Source organism: Candidatus Thermoplasmatota archaeon, from assembly GCA_030018475.1.
Taxonomy (GTDB): domain Archaea; phylum Thermoplasmatota; class JASEFT01; order JASEFT01; family JASEFT01; genus JASEFT01.
Map to the genome: position 1 here is coordinate 4,991 of JASEFT010000015.1, position 17,026 is coordinate 22,016.

Consider the following 17,026-nt stretch of genomic DNA (forward strand, 5'->3'; position numbering starts at 1 on the left):
TCACAATGATGAATTCGATTGGAATACAGACTGCATACGAACTTGCAGTTGAATTTGCGGAAAAGCAAGGTATTAAACTCCAGGAATCTTTAGAAAGGCAAGCGAAGTCGGGCTTGCCTTGGGATATTAGAAGCGTCAAATTTGAGAAAAAGGACGGTATAGGGATAATTGTAATATCAAGAGCTGAGGCATTGAACGCACTAAATACGAGAGTTCTATCTGATCTAAAAACTACTCTAGCTGAACTCAAAGAAGATAAAAGTACAAATGTTGTGATAATCACCGGCGAAGGTACAGCATTTGTTGCAGGCGCTGATATAGCAGAAATGATTGAAAAAACGCCGTTAAGCGCAAGAGAGTTCACTCAATTAGGGCAAGCTACCCTTAAACAAATTGAAAATTTAGATAAAGTTGTTATCGCTGCTGTCAATGGCCCTGCTCTAGGAGGGGGCTGCGAACTAGCATTAGCATGCGATATTATAATAGCATCTGAAGATGCAAAATTTGGTCTGCCGGAAGTAGGGCTAGGAATACACCCAGGCTTTGGAGGCACACAGCGCTTACCCAGATTAATTGGAAGGAACAAAGCAAAGGAGCTTATTTTTACAGGCGAGATAATAGATGCAAAAGAAGCTGAAAGAATAGGGCTCGTAAATAAAATTGTTCCTGCTGAAAAACTTATGGAAGAAACAATGAAGCTCTCTAAAAAAATAGCTAGCAAAGCTCCTGTAGCGATCAGACTGGCTAAGTCTGCAATAAATATAGGGCTAGAAGCACCGTTAGAACAGGCGTTAGCATACGAACTTGAAACAGCTTGCTTAACATTTTCTACGAAAGACAAAGTTGAAGGTATGAAGGCTTTTATGGAAAAGAGGAAGCCTGAGTTCAAAGGAGAATAGGATAGTAATATTATGAGTAACGAGTTTAAAAATATCGCTATCGAGCGCGACGAAAGCAAAGTTAAAATAATTTTAAACCGGCCGCCTTTGAATATTCTCAATATCGAAATGTTGGAAGAAATCAATATTGCTTTGAACAGATTTTGCGATGATAGTAATTTAAGGGCAGTAATTATTGCAGCTCACGGAAAAGCGTTTTCTGCAGGAGTTGACATAAAGGACCATACAGAAGAAAAAGTCGATAAGATGATAAAAGTTTTTCATGAAATGTTTAAAAATTTAAGCTTAACAAAAGCGCCCACAATAGCTTTAGTGAACGGTGTGGCGTTAGGTGGCGGGTGCGAACTTGCCCTATTTTGCGATTTGGTTGTTGCCTCTGAAAAAGCAGAATTCGGTCAGCCTGAAATCAAAGTGGGAGTGCTCCCGCCTATTGCTGCGATTATATTTCCAAAACTGACTGGTATTAAAAAAACATTAGAACTTATTCTAACAGGCGAAACGATCACAGCGAACGAGGCAAAAGAACTTGGGCTGATAAATATTGTCCTGCCGGCGGAGAATTTTGATGCGCTTGCTGACGAGTTTATTAAAAAAATCATTACTAATAGCGCTGTTGTACTACACCTAGCCAAAAGATCAATTTACGATACTGCAGGGCTGAGTTATGACAACGCAATTAAAAAGATTGAAGATTTGTATTTAAACAAACTAATGAAAACTGAAGATGCAAAAGAAGGTTTGAGAGCGTTTTTGGAAAAGAGGAAACCGGTCTGGAAAAATAAATAAAAGAAGCCCTTCAGGGGAAAAGAAAAAGAATAGAAGAATATGCAAACTTGATCAGAAGGATATTAACTAATTGATTTGCCTAATGTTGCTCTTTCTTCAACAATTCTTCCCATTCTTTATCTACATTTTTCCGAATGAACTCAATTAGCTCGTTCGGCAAATGCTTGAATCTGCCTTGCGAAAGAAGATATTCCTCAACAGGAATTTTCTTCGTAGGCTTCTTTGTTATTTTGTAAATTCCGTTTTCTATTTCGTAGAGCGGAAAAACACAAGATTCTACTGCCAATCTACCAACTGCGATAGTCTTTTCAGGCGAATAACCCCATGCAGTAGGGCACGGTGCAAGTATATGGATATATCTTGGTCCTTGTATAGCTGACGCTTTCTTTACTTTTTTAATCAAATCTTCTGGATAAGAGATACATGCAGTGGCTACATAGGGCATTTTATGCGCTGCCATAATCTCGGGCATGTTCTTCTTCCAGCTCTTCTTCCAATACCCTCTAGTACCGACAGGCGTAGTCGTGGTTCTAGCACCTAACGGCGTACAGCCACTTTTCTGCCCGCCTGTATTCATATAAGCTTCGTTATCGTAACAAATATATAGAAAATTATGATTCCTCTCTACAGCTCCACTCAAAGCCTGAATTCCTATATCAGCTGTACCTCCATCGCCAGCCCAGCCAAGCACGGTAACATCTTCAATACCTTTTGCTTTCAAACCTGCTTCTATACCTGCACAGCAAGCACCGGTTGCTTCAAATGCTATCTGGGTAGAAGGTACTTTGAATACAGTAAAGGGGAAGAAGCCTCCAATTACAGCCCAACAGCATGCAGGTATCGTTATAATTACTCTTTTGCCTAGCGCTTTTAGAGTGTATCTTAAGGCAAGCGTTCCTCCACAGCCCTGACAGCCTAAATTACCGTGTCCAAGCCACTCCTCTTTAGGCAAAGTTAATTTTATTTTATCAGACCTATCCATTTTCTCTCACGGTCAAGACCTTCTTTCTTCACTTTGATCAAGTCCTTCACTATAGCCTCGAGATCTTTAATAAGTACGTCTCTTCCACCAAGTCCTATAATGTAGTTTTTTATTATTGGATGGTAGTTTGAATTGTAAACTGCAGATTTAGTCTCTGTGCAGAATACTCCTTCAGCGCCAAAAGAAAAGTTTCTATCCAGCACTCCTAAAACTTTAACATCTTTACAAAGCTTTACTAATTCTTCGCTCGGGAAAGGTCTTAGAGTCCTTATACGCGCAAGCCCAATGTCTACACCTTCAGCTCTAAACTTGTCTATAACTTCTCTACAACTACTTGCGATCGCTCCAGAAGCGACCATAAGGATGTCGGCATTTTCGCAGCGATACGGCACAACAAGCCCATAGTAACGACCGAATCTTCTTTCAAATTCTCTTTCCGCCTCTATTATAACTCTTTTACTCTCTTCCATAGCTTCTGCAGCTTTATATTTGAACTCATAATAGGGACCTTCCGGCTTAGTAAGTAGCCCGAAACTGCAGGGATTATCTATATCTAACTTATATTTAGGGTTGTAAGGACTTAAAAAATCGTGAGCGCTCTCAATAATCTCGACAGGCTCTGCAGTATGTGATAGAATAAAAGCATCTAGAACAAGCATTGCAGGAAGCGATACCTTTTCTGCAACTTTATATGCAAGAATAGTAGTATCGAATACTTCTTGGTTGCTTTCACAGTAGAACTGCAGCCAGCCTGTATCGCGTTGCGAAATACTATCTTGCTGATCGCTCCATATACTCCAAGGAGGCGCCAAAGCTCTGTTAGTATTAGCCATGACTATAGGCAAACGAGCATTTGCAGCCCAGTGTAACATCTCATGCATCAATAAAAGTCCTTGGGCACTTGTCGCGGTATAAGCTCTTGCCCCTACCATACTTGCTCCTATACATGCAGCCATTGCACTGTGCTCAGACTCTACTTCAATGTATTGCGCTTTTAGCTCGCCGTTACTAACAAACTCTGCTATTTTCTCTACAACTTGAGTTTGAGGCGTTATAGGGTAAGCTGCTATAACCTCAACGTTACTTGCCTTAGCGCCGTAAGCGCATGCGTAGTTGCCAGTAATTACCTTCCTCATAGGTCCTCAACCATCTCAATAGCCCCTTTAGGGCATTCCTCAGAGCAAATACCGCAGCCCTTGCAGTAATCGTAGTTGATTTTAAGCTCGTTGTTTAATATCTCCACACATGCCTCAGGACAGAACTTCCAGCAGAGCATGCATTTAGTGCATTTTTTATTGTCAAGAACTGGCTTGAAAGTACGCCATGTACCAGTCTTATTCCACTCCATTGATTTGGAAGACACTGATATTGGAGGCACTTCTTCTTCGGCACTTTCGGACATACTAGTTAATAATAGCATTTGGAGATGAAAAAATTTGCGTAAGCAATAATAGCACGGTGAAAAAGCGCTATTTAGAGCTTTCAAATACAACTTTTCCGCTCTTTATCACTTTTTCTATAATATTACTTCCCAGCCTATATGGAATACTATTGTAATTGTCTGTACTCATTACAAGGATATCAGCTTTTTTACCAGCCTCAAGACTACCAATAACTTTTTCTTTACCTATCGCAAAAGCAGCGTTGATGGTAGAAGAAGCGATTGCCTCGCTTGGCAGCATTTTCATTTTATAACACGCTAAAGCAATTACAAATCCTAGACTATCAATCCAGCAGTTGGGATTGAAATCAGTAGCCAGCGCTATAGGCAAGCCTAGCTCAATATATTTTCGAGCGTTTGCATAATCTAAGAAGTTAGTAAAAGAACTGCCTGGGAGCAAAACGCCAATAATATCCTTTTTCGCAAGTTCTCTAATGCCTTTCTCATTACTTTTTAACAGATGGTCAGCTGAAACGCAATCTAGTTCTGCAGCAAGCTCGGCGCCATTTAAATCGTTAAATTCATCTGCATGAAGCTTTGGCGCAACTCCTAAATTTTTACCAGCCTTTAAAATATTTCGTGCCTGCGCTAAAGAAAAAGCGCCTCTCTCTAGAAAAACGTCACAAAACTCAGCTAATTTCCCAGCTACAACCTCAGGCAATAGCTTATTAATTATCAATTGCACATATTCTTCAGAACGATCTTTGTACTCTAAAGGCACTGCATGCACTAAAAAAGTCGGCACAATATTAATAGGCGAGAGTTTCTGCAACTCTCTGATTACCCTCAAACATTTCAGCTCATTCTTTAGGTCGAGACCGTAGCCGCTCTTAACTTCTAGAGTTGTGGTTCCATTCGCAAGCATTTTCCACAATCTAGAAACAGCAAGAGTTTTAAGCTCTTCTGCAGAAGCTCTTCTGGTAGCTCTTACTGTACTGTGTATGCCATAGCCAGCTTCTAAAATTTCGATATAAGATTTGCCTTGCAGTTTTAGTTCAAGCTCTTTCTCTCTACTACCTGCAAAAACGAGATGGGTATGGCAATCAACGAAGCCAGGTAGTACGAGCTTATTAGAGCAATCTATTTCTTTTTTAGAATCTAATTTTAGCTCGCTAGCCTTTCCAACAGCAACTATTTTTCCGTCTTTAATTCCAACTGTACCGTCACAAATTATTCCTAAATCCTTTAACTCAGCTCTTTTTTTTGGCGTAGAGGCTCTTAGTGTTAAAAGCTGAGAACAGTTTTTTAGCGCTAAATCTACTTTTAAGCGCATTAAATGAGATAATATCGTTGCAGTATATTAGTTTTATTTCAAGGATTTTATTTAACACCCCAAATTTATTTATATGAGGCAGCGGATATAACTTCGAATGATACGTTTCGGTATAGCAGGAATACCTCTTTCTTGCAAAGGTCGTACTTTGGTGGAAGGTATAAAAGACACTGCTAATTTGGGTAAGCGCGAGACAGGCAAGGGTTTGGAAATAATGGAAGTTGAGATTTTAAGGCCCGGCGAATGGCACATCGATACTGAAGAAGTAAAGAAAGCTGCTAAAAAGGACAAAGTAACGTTATTTGTTCATGCGCCTTACTATACAAGTTTAGGACTTAGTAAAAGGGAAGCTGAAAGGGGTATTGAAGTTATACAAAGCTCAGCAGTATTTGCAAAAGCTCTAAACGCAGAATTGCTTATAGTCCATCTTGGCATGTATGGCAGGGATAAAAAAGAGTGCTTAGACCGAGCTACAAAAAGCATACGAACATTAAAAAATTTTGCTAGAAGCAAGTGCAAAGGACTTAGAATTGCCATAGAGACTAGTGGCAAGCAAGCGTTGATAGGTAGTTTAGAAGAAGTAATTGAAATTTGCAGAAAGGTCCGTGGTATAGTGCCTTTGATAAATTTCGCACATATTCATGCAAGAGGTAATGGCTGCTTAAGAGAGAAAGAAGATTTTGCAGATATATTTGAAAAGCTAAGGGTGCTTCGTCAGCGCAAATACTTCAGTCATTTTTCAGGAGTGACTTACGAAGACGGCGAGGAATTAGACTTAGTGCCTTTAAAGAAAAGCGATTTGAAATTTGAGCCTTTGGCAGAGTTGCTAATCGAGAAAAAATACGATATCAGTATAATTTCGAGCTCGCCACTTTTAGAGCACGATGCAATCAATATGAAAATAATTTTAGAGCGTGTAAAAGAAAAACTCAAGAAGAAGCGCAAACCAAAGCCCAGAATAAAAGTTAAACTCAAAAAGAGGTTAAAAAAGAAAAAAAGATGATTCTCGATTTTTGGATTGTTATTGCAATAATATTCCTGATAATCCTTCTTATACTATCAGCACTTTTTTCAGCTGCGGAAATGGCTCTTATAACAGTGAGCAGAGTGAAAATAAGGGAAAGGGCAAAGAGGGGCGAGCAACAAGCTTTAATTATAGAAAATTTACTTAAAGAGCCTCATAAATTAGTTACAGGCATACTTGTAGGTAATAATCTTGTAAACGTATGCGCTTCTATAGTTGCAGGTGCAATCGCACTAAAAATATTCGGTAATATAGGAATCGCTGTAGCTACCGTAATTATGACTTTTATTATCTTATTATTTTGCGAAATTACTCCAAAAGCATTTGCAATGAGAAACGAAAAGTTAGCTATTAGAATTGCTAAGCCTGTTGCATGCTTTACCAAACTTTTCTCACCTATAGCTGCAGGCTTCACATACCTTGTCAACTCTATCATAAAGGCATTTGGTAGAGAGCTGCCGTCACAAAAAATAACTCTTACTGAGCGCGAGTTGAGAACTATTTTAGAAATTGCAGAAGAGCAGGGTAGTATAAAGAGGAGCGAGCGTGAAATGATACATGAAGTTTTTGAGTTTGACCAAATACCCCTCATTAGCATAATGGTGCCTGAAGATAGAGTTGTTAGTATTGAAGCTGGCAAAACAGTTGACGATTTTTTAGAACTTGCAGGTAAAGAAGCGGTAACTAAAATGCCTGTGTATGCAGTTGAAAAAGAAAATATTATCGGGATAGTTAATGTAAAAGACGCGCTAAAAAAGAAAGATCAGCAGATTAAACAAATTATGAAGCCTGCGTTCAAGCTCAGGTTCTCAGAGCGTGCAGATGAAGCACTTAGAAAAATGCGCAGAGCTAGAGAGCATCTTGCAATTATAGTGGATGAAAACGATAAGCCTATAGGCATAATCACTCTTGAAGATTTGATTGAAGAGATTGTTGGTGAGATTGAAGAATAATTCTAGTAGTGAGTAAGCTCGCTCTCGAATGCAATACTGCCTTGATATAATGCTATTAATTTATAATTCCCATCTTGAGGGGCGAATACTATGATAGTATCCGCAGGTGAAAGATACCCCCTCGTTGTCAAAATCGTCATAACTCCGTGCTGTCGCTACTTCCACTCCTGTGCATCTGTCAAATAACCGATCCAAGTAGAAGATAGGGTTAAACGATATTTAAGTTATGCAAAACAGCATTTCTAAAACCGAGTGGCTGAATAAACAGAAAGACCGCAAAATAGAAAATAAAAAGAGGGTATGTTTACGGTGCGGATATTGTTAGACTACCGGCTATCTCGTTTGTTGGTAAGTATATTAACTCAAGCTTTACAGAGTCACCTGTGTTAACATCGGTTTCCACGCGTAACTCAGTGATAGATATAGTATCACCAGAGCTCACGCGGTTATTATTGTCAACATCGTTCATCCCGAAATATCCGCCTAGTGGGGAGACACCGTTTACGTAGAATTTACATTGCATATCGCCCCACCCCACGTCGGGTCTCGAAACGAATGTAATCTGGTAGGTTATGTTCACATATTCTCCATCGTTGGTCGCAGATAAAACGTCAAACACTATACCGACTGTCGGAGCTGGCGGTGGTCCTGGTGCACCTTCTTCTTTTTTCTCTTTCTTAAACACAAACAGCCAAAGCGCCGATGCGATCACTACTACTGCAACCACGACTACAACTGCTATCACTATTGGGAGTTTAGATTTTGGTTTTGGTGGGGCTGCCATCTTATCACCTAAAGAACAAATGTATCTTCTGATATATATATATTGACGGTTGATCCCCTTTTTTCTTTTTTTTCCGAAGCGCCTCCAAACAAAACTTTTATTTGATTTGATTAAGATATAATTCTAATATGGTATCTGAAGAATTGATAAAAACCACAGTTATAGAGCTGCTAAAAAGGGCTGTGATCAAGCTTCCAAGTGATGTAAAAGAAGCGCTTGAAAAAGCTTATAAAAACGAAATCTCAGATGTAGCTAAAATGCAGCTTAAAGCTATTATTGAGAATATAAAGCTAGCTGAAGAACTAGAGCTTCCTATGTGCCAAGATACAGGAATAATAATATTTTATGTTACCAACCCAACTCCTAACACTGAGAAGTATTTAGTAGCTGGCGTTAGAGAGGCAACTAAACTTGTGCCATTGCGTCCTAATGCAGTGGACCCACTTACAAGGAAGAATCCCGGCGATAATGTTGGCGAAAGAATGCCTTACATAAATTATAGATTTTCAAGCGATGATTTTATGGAGATCACAGCTCTCCCTAAAGGGGCAGGCTCTGAAAACATGTCTTCTTTGGCTATGCTCACTCCAGCGCATGGTATCAAGGGGATAAAAGAATTCATACTCAATACTGTCATCAAGGCAGGCTCTCAGCCCTGTCCGCCAACTATCGTTGGTGTCGGTATCGGTGGCAGTGCAGATATTGCTCCAAAGCTAGCGAAAGAAGCTCTTCTTAGAGCTATCACAACAAGGCACAAAGACAAAGAAATAGCGCAATTAGAAACTGAGTTATTTGAAGCTATTAACCTACTTGGCATAGGTCCCATGGGACTTGGCGGTAAAACTACCTGCCTAGGCGTAAACATAGAATATGCATACTGCCATACAGCCTCTCTGCCTGTTGCTGTTAATATTCAGTGCTGGTGTGCTAGGCGTGCTACAGCTAGAATTTATGGAGCTAATAGAGTAGAATATGTTTGAGTTTGTTTTCCTAACTCTGTTTGTATGGCTTCTCTGGGCTGTGATTTTAATCACTCCTGCGGTTCTCGCATTTGTACTGTTTTGGAAAATTCTAGATGGAGGCTGGGGGTATGGAACAAAACTCGGGCTTTGGCTACTCTTTGGAGCATTATTTGGTCTAGGCGTGCCAAGATTTGTTCCAGCAATAGAAGTAATCTTCGCTGTGGTTATACTCTCGTTTATTTTGCTGCTCATGGCTCTCCTAGCGCTCCTTGTGAGCCTTAGAGAACGCAGATCTTACACTATTCGAGAAGGCTTTCTTACAACAGGCATTGGTCTTTTCCTAATAATGTTCTGCACCCTAATTTATGTGATCTCCGTTTATGCGATTCCTTGGACTTTATCACCTCTCGGAGCATTAGAATTTTACTCACCGATAAGTTATTATCTTTCGATCTTCTTCCTTATAGGTCTTCTAGGAATTGTTTCAAATCGTGAAGAGCTTGCCGGAAGGCATAAAACTTATGCTGGGCTAGCAGGAGTTATTTTTCTTATAAATTATCTTTTAAATCATTACGGGCCTCTTTTTCTAAGGCTGTTTGCGGTAGGAGCTGTTCTTAGGGGCATGTCAGTAGAAGCTTCTGGGGGAATGCTCTTCAAATACGGAATAATACTTATTGTAAGTATAGGAATTTTGGGTTTAGTTTGGAAAGCTCTGCTTGTAATGGGCTTACAAGACAAGAAAGGAAAAATTATTCTTTCTGCCGGCTTCGGTATCGGGCTAGCAGCTGTGCTTGGAGTTGTAGGGATAATAAACATTGCGTTAAGTGAAACAGCGAGTGGAAAGGATTTTGCAAAAGCTATCTACTCAAGCTCATGGATGCCTGCTGTAGGCGCTCTTGATATTGTGGCTACACTACTATTTTGCGCTGCTTATGCTCTAGCTTTACTTAGATGGACGCGCTACGGGCCAGAGCTAAAACCTCCTAAAGAAGGGCCTAGGTTAGTTGTTGGGTTGCCAAAACCAAAACCAGAGATGCCAAAAAAGAAAATTAGATGCAAAACCTGTGGGACAGAGTTTGAGGTCATTCTCACTGGTAAAGCTATTAAAGTCAAATGTCCAAGCTGCGGGAGTAGAGGTAAAATTAAAGTCTCGTAGGTGGAAAAATATGAGATGGAAAACGTCGATAGTATTAGGCACGGCATTTCTAATAGTTGGTGCAGTGCTCATTCTCTTGGAATTCCAGCCTAAAATTACAGTTCCCCTCGAAAAGGCCAGAGGCGTAGTGGAGGCGAACTCGCAGGCCTCGTGGAACCTGGGTGACTATAAAAAAGGTGATGTTTTGAAATGTGAATTTAAAGCAACTCCTGCAATCCCACATGTAATAGTTTGTGATTCTGAGCACTTTTATATTGCAGCTACTAATAGCAGAGGAGGGTACTTTGAATATGAAATACCACATAATGATACCTGGTGGATAGTGTTTGATAACAGAGGTAACCCTAAAAACGTATCCTGTACTTATGCAACGGAGTGGGAGGGAGTGTCTTTTATGAGGTGGGCGCTTGGGACGCTAGATGTAATGGGATTAATGGCAGCCCTGATTTTTTTACTAGTGGGCGTGGGGATAATTACTGACGCTAATATTAGAAAAAGAAAAAGTAAGTAGTGGATTTAGAGAGTACGCAGCTACTTATTTTTCTCTGTGAGATAAATTAAAGTCTCAGCTCACTAATATCTCTTTCAAGTAAAAGCTATGGAAATCATGATTAACCTACCTGCACAAGAAAAAACCGTATTACAACTAAAACTTGGTGATACTGTCTATCTAAACGGCATTATTTATACAGCTAGAGATGAGGCTCATTTGCACGCGCTCGAACTCTATGATAAAAAAGAAAGATTGCCTGTAGATTTTAAAGGCTCTGCAATATTCCACTGCGGGCCTATAATGAAAAAGAGAGATGAGCATTGGGAACTTGTAGCTGCAGGACCTACAACAAGCACGAGAATGAACAGACTTGAGCCTAAGTTTATAGAGCTTTTTAGACCTTCTTTTATTATAGGCAAAGGAGGGATGAGTAAAGAGGTAAAGGAAGCAATGAAAAAATTTTCTTGCGCTTATCTTTCTTTAACAGGCGGCGTTGCAGTTTTAGCGGCAAAAGGAATTGCAAAGGTTTTGGACGTGCATTGGTATGAATTGGGAATGCCTGAAGCGCTTTGGGTATTAGAAGCTAAGAACTTTGGACCACTAATTGTAGCAATAGACGCTCATGGAAATTCTATGTTTGAAAATGTAGAAAAAGAAGTTGAAAAGAAAATTGTTGAAGCGAGAAAGAAATTAGAACTCTAGCTTTACATTTGCAAATTTCAATCTTGCAAGAGTGGCATCATAAGGATCCACAACCTCTTCCTCTAAACTTCTCACAAGTCTGGGGTCAATCTCGTATAACCTCCTTATCAAGCAATCTCTCTCTTCTTTATTCATTATTCTTTTATCAGTCATTGCAGCTACGTGAAAGCTCGCATTGTAGTTGAGCAAATTTTTAATTGCCTGAAATGGAAGTTCAAAATTCTCTTGCTCAGCGCCTGTCTTCCTTTCAAAATCTTTTGCAGTGCCTGCTTTGAGTGAAACTCTAATATGAGGCTTTGTAAATTTAGCAATTTTAGCAACATAGTCTCTGTCTGAGCCAAACAAAATTCCGTTAGTCTCTAAAATAAAAAGAGGAAATTCAGAGCGCTCTATTAGTTCAAGTAAAGCTAACAAATGCTCTTTACCAAGAGTTGGCTCTGCACCTGATAGGCGTAGTTTTCGTACGCCATATTTATAAGCTGCTTTTTTTAAATTTTCAAATGCCTGCTCAGGTGAATAGAAATCGCCGTATTTTTCAGGAAAATCTCTACTAAAATCTACCCAGCAGAAGTAGCAGCGCAAGCAACATCCAACAGTATAGCCAGTTGCTATTCCACCATAAACGCCAGTCGCATAAAAAGCAGTATATTTTCTAGCTTTATTTCTACATACAATTTTTTCAGTTTCTTTTGCAAGTTCTAAAGCATCGTAGGGCTTAGTATCAGGAGTAAGATATCTAATGTAATTATAGCTCATAGCCGAGAACGCTCTCCAGAGATTCTTTTAGTTTAGGAACTGTATCGTAATTCTTTAGCTCCTTGGGCTTAATCCATTTATACTCCACATGTTCCCAGTCAGTTTTTATCTTATCGCTACTCGTTTTGAACAGATAGGGATGCACAACCCAATCATCATTTACATAAATCAAATTTCCTTCCCTAACAAGTGCTACGTCACTTTCTTTCAAACCTATTTCCTCTTCTATTTCCTTAATTGCAGTTTCAAAAGGCTCTTCGTTACTTTCAATATAACCTGACACAGTTGCCCACTTTCCTTTATAAGTTCTTACACTATCGCTCCTTTTCAAAATCAATATTTTATTATCTTTAATTATGAAGCAAGAAACAACGTGTATCATTAAACAAAAAATGCATGTGTGAATTAAAATAGTTTGTGAACCACTCTCACGGGATTTTGAATTGGTGGAATAATCGGACTTATAGTTATAGCAGCAGTCGTAGCAGTTGCAGTTGTTATCTTTAAGAGAATAAAAAGGAAGACAGAATAAACTTCATTTTAGCTGAGTAAGCTCGAAATCGCTCTTCTTTAAAGTTCTCCTTCCTGCATATTTTGCAAACGTAATAGCTTTTGCAGTAAGCTCTAAAGCTTTGTCTTCTATAAGTTGAGAAAGCGCTAAGACAGCTTCTTTGCTAACCCTCTTTGCGCCTGACTTCTTTATTATTCTTTTAATCTGAGCTTTTGCAAACCTCATTTCTATCACTTAAAATAAAGAATAATTTAGAGGGTTAAGATATTTTCTGTCAGGGAATAAAGTATTTATCGAATGAGCTTTCTTAAAGAAGCTTTTTAAACAGCTCAGCAAATATCATTTATCAATGAGAGAGGCGACTGAGAATATAAAAATGTTAGACCAAAAAATATTGATAAGATTATAAAAAAATTGTTGAAGTACTTCAGCCTGAGAAAATTATTCTCTTTGGCTCCTACGCAGAAGGTCGCGCAACTCCTGACAGCGATATTGATATCCTGGTTGTTACTAATAATCGCTTAAGCAGAGGGGAGCGCTATTCCTTAAGTCATAAATTGTTTAAAGACCTGTCTCTCTCAGTTCAATTAATTTTGATTACCCAGCTTTTGAAGATTCACAAAAAGTAAAAAAGCTGTTATGGATAGACTTAAAGAATATCTTGATAAAGGCAGACCGTAGGAAGTAATCATCTATCCAATAGCTCTTAATCAGATTTTACTCAAACTGCAATTCTCTTAATATTACACTTTTTATCTACAACCATCAACTCATGATTATTCATCTTTTCCCATTTTCCATTACCTATTTTCTCAGAGCTTACAACTACACACTCATCAGCCATTAAATAATTCATTCTATAATAAGAAGGCTCTTTTTTGTACATGCGCAGTGCGTAAAGTTTTTCTCCTTCACTAAAAACACAATTCAAGCTTGAGTACCTACAAAGCCTGGCAATATCAGCTACAGTTTTAGAAATTGCTTTCTCAGCGCACAGCTTTTTTAGATTCTTCATTAGTAGCTGAAAGAATACTTCACTATCAGTTTCGCCCCTCAAATGTTTTACATTAATTAAGGGTAGTAATTTTTTGTAATTTGAAATGGTGCCGTTATGAGTAAAAACCCATTTTCCTCTTATAAAAGGCTGATTGTTCTCAAGTTTTATAGTTCCGACACTTGCTTTTCTTATATGCACAATATTGAGCTTTGAATTTATCATCTGAGCAAGAGCCAGAAAAGTTTTATCTTTGTAAGCAGGGGTTGTAGATTTATCAATTCTGAAATTCCTATTTTCGAGCCATGCCAAACCCCAGCCGTGACGGTGCTCTTTACTCTGCTCTAAAATGGAATTCTTGCTTTCAATCAACCACTCCTTTAGTGCTTTAGGCTCTTTTGCAATTACTGCAAATAATCTGCACATTTTTTTCTACTTTAACTTTCTTGCAAATGTTAAATATCCGGTATGAGCCAGCATTTCAAAGTTGGGTCTAGTGCCCCTTTCCCCAACTACTATCTCTCTTTGCAAATTCTCGAATGTCTTTATGTCTATAAAATTATATCTCCTAAGCTCTTTTACTGTGTTTTCAACTTGATTTACTAGCGGAGAATAGGAGCAGAAGCTACCAGATACTTTTAAAGCATCGTAAGCATTTTTCACGGCATCCCAAGGATTAGGAATATCAAGAATTACAGCATCCGCCTCTCTCTCATCTATCCCCAGAATTATGTCTCTGACTTTTATTTCTATGTTTTTTTCTAGCTTAGCTTTTTTTATATTTTCAAATGCAAATTCTGCAAAATCCTTGCGCAGCTCGTAGCTTATAACTTTTCCATTAGGCGCTACTAAATTTGCAAGAACTAGAGTTAGAGCGCCTGAGCCTGTACCACCTTCAACAACAAGACTGCCATTTCTTATATCGCAATGAAGCGCAATAACTGCAGAATCCTTCGGTAAAATTATCTGAGCTTTCCTTCGAATAGTTTCTATTTTATCCGTTATGTTCGGCTTGAGTATGAAGAATTTCTTTCTACCTATTTCGATCGCGGAGCCGTATTCTTTTCCAATCAAAATGCTAGGGTTAAACACCCCAAGCCTTTTTATCTTCTCAACTTTATCTTTTATCCTAACCAATACTTTATTGCCCTTTTCATCTACAAGCACTACAAGATCATTCTCAGCGAGCATTTTAGTTATAAAAAAGATTTGTAGCTAAAAAGAGTTTTCGGTTTATGCAATATACGCAAAATATCCTTTTCCCCTTTCAATAGCGAAATTACTGATGTTTGTGCCAATAGGATGAGTTACAAATCTTCCTAAATTACTATCCCAGTAAGCAATCACCTTGCAATTTGTAATATTTTGTGCAAGGCTTTCTGCAGTTGTTGATGTCTCATTGTACCATCCAATAGAATTCCAATTCTTTGCTAGGCTTGTTGAGTACAGTATAATTTTCGCACCTTGTATTTCGAAGGTTGACGCACTTTCTAGAAAGACAAAATAGCCTATACCATCATCTATTGTGAAATTATTTTCGTTTGTGCCTTTAACATGCGTTTCGAATGTTTGAGTTGTTGAGTTCCACATCCTTATGTAGCTGCAATTAGGTATTGCTTGAACTAGATCTTCAGCTCTTTTATAGGATGTTTTCAAGGGTAAAGTAATAAAATTCCAGCCTTTAGACAAGGAGCAGCTAAATGATTGTGTTGTAGTGTATATTTCTACAATCCTATAATCCCCTGCATTGTCATAGGTTTCAGGAGCTGAATCTATACCGTCATATTGATCCTCGCAGGCTGCGTCAGTTTCTATAACTTTGAACATTTGCACACCACTACCATCATAATCGCTATTCCAATATTCCGCGTTCCTATGGAGATGTCCTGCAAACCACGTATTAACACTGGTATGGTAAGGTTGGATAGCTTGTACCAACAAATCAAACTCTCCTGAGCTAAAGCCCATTACACCACCCCAGCCGTCTGTATAGGGATGATGTGCAAAAATAAATATGTTTTCATTACCTTTAGGCGCATAATTCGCAAGATGATCTTTAAACCATTGGTATGTTCCACCTGAAAAATCATGGATATCGCCTTCGCCTGAAACGCCAGGCTTGTTCAAAGGCGCATCATCTCTTGCATTAAAGTCTAAGCAAATGAAGTGATAACTGCCGTAGTCAAATGCAAAATTCTGAAAATAGTTGTAATGCTGTGGACTTGTCTGAGGGTTCCAAACCGGCGTTGGCGCTTTCCTCCAGTTCGGCATGGTTTGCGCTAACTTATCATAGACCGGCGCGTAAATTTCGTTAAAATAATAATCAGAATGAGTATCCCATGGATGTACATATTCATCATTTAGATTCGGGTCGCCACAAGGCGTGCCTACAGATGTGCCGTAATGGATAGATGCGCCCCCATAATTTGAATTCTCGTATAATATCACCTCAGCACCGTTAATTAACTTCACGCAAGATATAGCGTCATTGAGGCACGTAAACCCATTGTAATCTGTTGTAGGTAAACTGGGAACATTATTGAAAAATAAATGGCCGCGTTCAGTGTAGTCAGCACCGCCATGTAGAACAACTCCTCTGCTGTTGCAATCATAGACCTTAATAGAAGACGCCTTGTCATTCCACCCATAAACGCTCAAAGACGGGATATCGCAGGGGCCATTAAATGTTATACTGTCGCCCATGAAATCATCATCCTGATAAAGAGTCACGCTGCAAGCTCCTATCACTTTTAGGGACGAGACTGCATTATCCCCTATACCGTTACCTGAAAGCCTTCGATCTTCGCCAATGAAAGTTTCTGCGGTTCCGCCATAATTGTCATTTTTGTAGAGAATCACACGCTCATCAAGATAAGTGTTGGAGACTATAAAAGAAGACGTTTTATCGTTAAATTTAGCGCAACTCACATAAGGCCATACATCGTGGTTTCCTATAAGAGGCACATAAGGCACTTCTAACGAGTCTAGAATCTCTTTTGCCTTCTTGAGCTCTGATAGCTGGGCGCTTCCGGTAATATCCCCTAAAACCATAACAAATCTTATGTCATAATCTACCCTTTTCGCATTTATTTCATTAACAATTTCTCTTAGAAGCTGTATATTGCTTCCCACATCGCCAGCGGGCGGTTCATCGAACCAACCTGGTGTACCGTAATCGCCGCTGCCCTGTGGATCTGCGATAATTGCAAACGAGAATTCTCTAGAGCCACCGCTTCCAATAGTAGAAGTTACCAACACAGTTCCTGCTTTAGCAGTTCCACTTACCCAATCAGTTTGGATTATCCCTACA

Annotated in this window: 20 protein-coding genes; 9 read left to right on the forward strand and 11 right to left on the reverse strand. The window is 39.1% G+C overall.

Translation table 11 applies throughout. The features are described 5' to 3' along the window. The first annotated feature begins 5 nt into the window (after positions 1 to 5). On the forward strand, positions 6 to 899 hold the full coding sequence (locus QMD21_03210) for an enoyl-CoA hydratase-related protein (protein ID MDI6855778.1): 894 nt from the start codon (positions 6 to 8) through the stop codon (positions 897 to 899). Positions 900 to 911: 12 nt separating this feature from the next. Continuing rightward, positions 912 to 1,685: an enoyl-CoA hydratase/isomerase family protein gene (locus QMD21_03215; GenBank protein MDI6855779.1), complete on the forward strand. Its 774-nt coding sequence runs from the start codon at positions 912 to 914 to the stop codon at positions 1,683 to 1,685. A 79-nt stretch (positions 1,686 to 1,764) separates the two neighbouring features. Here the strand turns inward: QMD21_03215 and QMD21_03220 are convergent, their stop codons facing one another. From QMD21_03220 to hutI, 4 genes are all read right to left on the reverse strand, one after another. Beyond that, positions 1,765 to 2,667, reverse strand: coding sequence for a thiamine pyrophosphate-dependent enzyme (locus QMD21_03220; protein MDI6855780.1), 903 nt, complete (start codon positions 2,665 to 2,667; stop codon positions 1,765 to 1,767). Further along, on the reverse strand, positions 2,646 to 3,803 hold the full coding sequence (gene porA, locus QMD21_03225) for a pyruvate ferredoxin oxidoreductase (GenBank protein ID MDI6855781.1): 1,158 nt from the start codon (positions 3,801 to 3,803) through the stop codon (positions 2,646 to 2,648). The genes QMD21_03220 and porA overlap by 22 nt, the downstream gene beginning before the upstream one ends. Further along, on the reverse strand, positions 3,800 to 4,069 hold the full coding sequence (locus QMD21_03230) for a 4Fe-4S binding protein (GenBank protein MDI6855782.1): 270 nt from the start codon (positions 4,067 to 4,069) through the stop codon (positions 3,800 to 3,802). The genes porA and QMD21_03230 overlap by 4 nt, the downstream gene beginning before the upstream one ends. A 67-nt stretch (positions 4,070 to 4,136) precedes the next feature. Next, complete coding sequence (gene hutI / locus QMD21_03235) at positions 4,137 to 5,381, reverse strand: imidazolonepropionase (protein ID MDI6855783.1); 1,245 nt, start codon at positions 5,379 to 5,381, stop codon at positions 4,137 to 4,139. Between the two features lie 97 nt (positions 5,382 to 5,478). Between hutI and QMD21_03240 the strand changes: the two genes are divergently transcribed. Both QMD21_03240 and QMD21_03245 read left to right on the forward strand, forming a co-directional pair. Further along, entirely contained in the window at positions 5,479 to 6,384 is a 906-nt protein-coding gene (locus QMD21_03240; GenBank protein MDI6855784.1) for a TIM barrel protein, read from the forward strand. Further along, positions 6,381 to 7,358: a hemolysin family protein gene (locus tag QMD21_03245; protein ID MDI6855785.1), complete on the forward strand. Its 978-nt coding sequence runs from the start codon at positions 6,381 to 6,383 to the stop codon at positions 7,356 to 7,358. The genes QMD21_03240 and QMD21_03245 overlap by 4 nt, the downstream gene beginning before the upstream one ends. 304 nt (positions 7,359 to 7,662) lie before the next feature. Here the strand turns inward: QMD21_03245 and QMD21_03250 are convergent, their stop codons facing one another. Beyond that, entirely contained in the window at positions 7,663 to 8,142 is a 480-nt protein-coding gene (locus tag QMD21_03250; protein MDI6855786.1) for a hypothetical protein, read from the reverse strand. A gap of 128 nt (positions 8,143 to 8,270) precedes the next feature. Between QMD21_03250 and QMD21_03255 the strand changes: the two genes are divergently transcribed. The 4 genes from QMD21_03255 to QMD21_03270 all read left to right on the forward strand — a co-directional run bounded on the left by QMD21_03255 (position 8,271) and on the right by QMD21_03270 (position 11,455). Next, a complete protein-coding gene (locus QMD21_03255; protein MDI6855787.1) occupies positions 8,271 to 9,122 on the forward strand; it encodes a fumarate hydratase in 852 nt (283 codons plus the stop codon). Then, positions 9,115 to 10,260: a zinc ribbon domain-containing protein gene (locus QMD21_03260; GenBank protein ID MDI6855788.1), complete on the forward strand. Its 1,146-nt coding sequence runs from the start codon at positions 9,115 to 9,117 to the stop codon at positions 10,258 to 10,260. Before QMD21_03255 ends, QMD21_03260 begins: the two co-directional genes overlap by 8 nt. A 10-nt stretch (positions 10,261 to 10,270) precedes the next feature. Further along, positions 10,271 to 10,771, forward strand: a complete 501-nt coding sequence (locus QMD21_03265; protein ID MDI6855789.1) for a hypothetical protein — start codon at positions 10,271 to 10,273, stop codon at positions 10,769 to 10,771. Between the two features lie 87 nt (positions 10,772 to 10,858). Further along, entirely contained in the window at positions 10,859 to 11,455 is a 597-nt protein-coding gene (locus QMD21_03270; protein MDI6855790.1) for a FumA C-terminus/TtdB family hydratase beta subunit, read from the forward strand. Here QMD21_03270 and QMD21_03275 read toward each other — a convergent pair. From QMD21_03275 to QMD21_03285, 3 genes are all read right to left on the reverse strand, one after another. Further along, a complete protein-coding gene (locus QMD21_03275; protein ID MDI6855791.1) occupies positions 11,444 to 12,211 on the reverse strand; it encodes a radical SAM protein in 768 nt (255 codons plus the stop codon). The genes QMD21_03270 and QMD21_03275 overlap by 12 nt on opposite strands. Then, positions 12,201 to 12,593 (reverse strand): NUDIX pyrophosphatase, encoded by a 393-nt coding sequence (locus QMD21_03280; protein MDI6855792.1) that lies wholly within the window; start codon positions 12,591 to 12,593, stop codon positions 12,201 to 12,203. The genes QMD21_03275 and QMD21_03280 overlap by 11 nt, the downstream gene beginning before the upstream one ends. Positions 12,594 to 12,746: 153 nt before the next feature. Then, complete coding sequence (locus QMD21_03285; GenBank protein ID MDI6855793.1) at positions 12,747 to 12,947, reverse strand: NFYB/HAP3 family transcription factor subunit; 201 nt, start codon at positions 12,945 to 12,947, stop codon at positions 12,747 to 12,749. 218 nt (positions 12,948 to 13,165) lie between these two features. Here QMD21_03285 and QMD21_03290 point away from each other — a divergent pair, with 218 nt between their 5' ends. Then, positions 13,166 to 13,351, forward strand: coding sequence for a nucleotidyltransferase domain-containing protein (locus QMD21_03290; GenBank protein MDI6855794.1), 186 nt, complete (start codon positions 13,166 to 13,168; stop codon positions 13,349 to 13,351). Positions 13,352 to 13,443: 92 nt separating this feature from the next. Here the strand turns inward: QMD21_03290 and QMD21_03295 are convergent, their stop codons facing one another. The 3 genes from QMD21_03295 to QMD21_03305 all read right to left on the reverse strand — a co-directional run. Further along, complete coding sequence (locus QMD21_03295) at positions 13,444 to 14,142, reverse strand: class II glutamine amidotransferase (protein MDI6855795.1); 699 nt, start codon at positions 14,140 to 14,142, stop codon at positions 13,444 to 13,446. A 6-nt stretch (positions 14,143 to 14,148) separates the two neighbouring features. Continuing rightward, positions 14,149 to 14,907 carry a tRNA (adenine-N1)-methyltransferase gene (locus QMD21_03300; GenBank protein MDI6855796.1) on the reverse strand — a complete coding sequence of 253 codons (759 nt, stop codon included), beginning with the start codon at positions 14,905 to 14,907 and terminating at the stop codon, positions 14,149 to 14,151. Between the two features lie 42 nt (positions 14,908 to 14,949). Further along, positions 14,950 to 17,026: hypothetical protein (locus tag QMD21_03305; GenBank protein MDI6855797.1), on the reverse strand; the 2,077-nt coding region annotated here is incomplete at its 5' end.

What these genes read in the sequence shown, in the direction of transcription:
- QMD21_03210 (MDI6855778.1), top strand. Translation starts at nt 6, where the DNA reads ATGATGAATTCGATTGGAATACAGACTGCATACGAACTTGCAGTTGAA.
- QMD21_03215 (MDI6855779.1), top strand. Translation starts at nt 912, where the DNA reads ATGAGTAACGAGTTTAAAAATATCGCTATCGAGCGCGACGAAAGCAAA.
- QMD21_03220 (MDI6855780.1), bottom strand. Translation starts at nt 2,667, where the DNA reads ATGGATAGGTCTGATAAAATAAAATTAACTTTGCCTAAAGAGGAGTGG.
- porA (MDI6855781.1), bottom strand. Translation starts at nt 3,803, where the DNA reads ATGAGGAAGGTAATTACTGGCAACTACGCATGCGCTTACGGCGCTAAG.
- QMD21_03230 (MDI6855782.1), bottom strand. Translation starts at nt 4,069, where the DNA reads ATGTCCGAAAGTGCCGAAGAAGAAGTGCCTCCAATATCAGTGTCTTCC.
- hutI (MDI6855783.1), bottom strand. Translation starts at nt 5,381, where the DNA reads ATGCGCTTAAAAGTAGATTTAGCGCTAAAAAACTGTTCTCAGCTTTTA.
- QMD21_03240 (MDI6855784.1), top strand. Translation starts at nt 5,479, where the DNA reads ATGATACGTTTCGGTATAGCAGGAATACCTCTTTCTTGCAAAGGTCGT.
- QMD21_03245 (MDI6855785.1), top strand. Translation starts at nt 6,381, where the DNA reads ATGATTCTCGATTTTTGGATTGTTATTGCAATAATATTCCTGATAATC.
- QMD21_03250 (MDI6855786.1), bottom strand. Translation starts at nt 8,142, where the DNA reads ATGGCAGCCCCACCAAAACCAAAATCTAAACTCCCAATAGTGATAGCA.
- QMD21_03255 (MDI6855787.1), top strand. Translation starts at nt 8,271, where the DNA reads ATGGTATCTGAAGAATTGATAAAAACCACAGTTATAGAGCTGCTAAAA.
- QMD21_03260 (MDI6855788.1), top strand. Translation starts at nt 9,115, where the DNA reads ATGTTTGAGTTTGTTTTCCTAACTCTGTTTGTATGGCTTCTCTGGGCT.
- QMD21_03265 (MDI6855789.1), top strand. Translation starts at nt 10,271, where the DNA reads ATGAGATGGAAAACGTCGATAGTATTAGGCACGGCATTTCTAATAGTT.
- QMD21_03270 (MDI6855790.1), top strand. Translation starts at nt 10,859, where the DNA reads ATGGAAATCATGATTAACCTACCTGCACAAGAAAAAACCGTATTACAA.
- QMD21_03275 (MDI6855791.1), bottom strand. Translation starts at nt 12,211, where the DNA reads ATGAGCTATAATTACATTAGATATCTTACTCCTGATACTAAGCCCTAC.
- QMD21_03280 (MDI6855792.1), bottom strand. Translation starts at nt 12,593, where the DNA reads ATGATACACGTTGTTTCTTGCTTCATAATTAAAGATAATAAAATATTG.
- QMD21_03285 (MDI6855793.1), bottom strand. Translation starts at nt 12,947, where the DNA reads ATGAGGTTTGCAAAAGCTCAGATTAAAAGAATAATAAAGAAGTCAGGC.
- QMD21_03295 (MDI6855795.1), bottom strand. Translation starts at nt 14,142, where the DNA reads ATGTGCAGATTATTTGCAGTAATTGCAAAAGAGCCTAAAGCACTAAAG.
- QMD21_03300 (MDI6855796.1), bottom strand. Translation starts at nt 14,907, where the DNA reads ATGCTCGCTGAGAATGATCTTGTAGTGCTTGTAGATGAAAAGGGCAAT.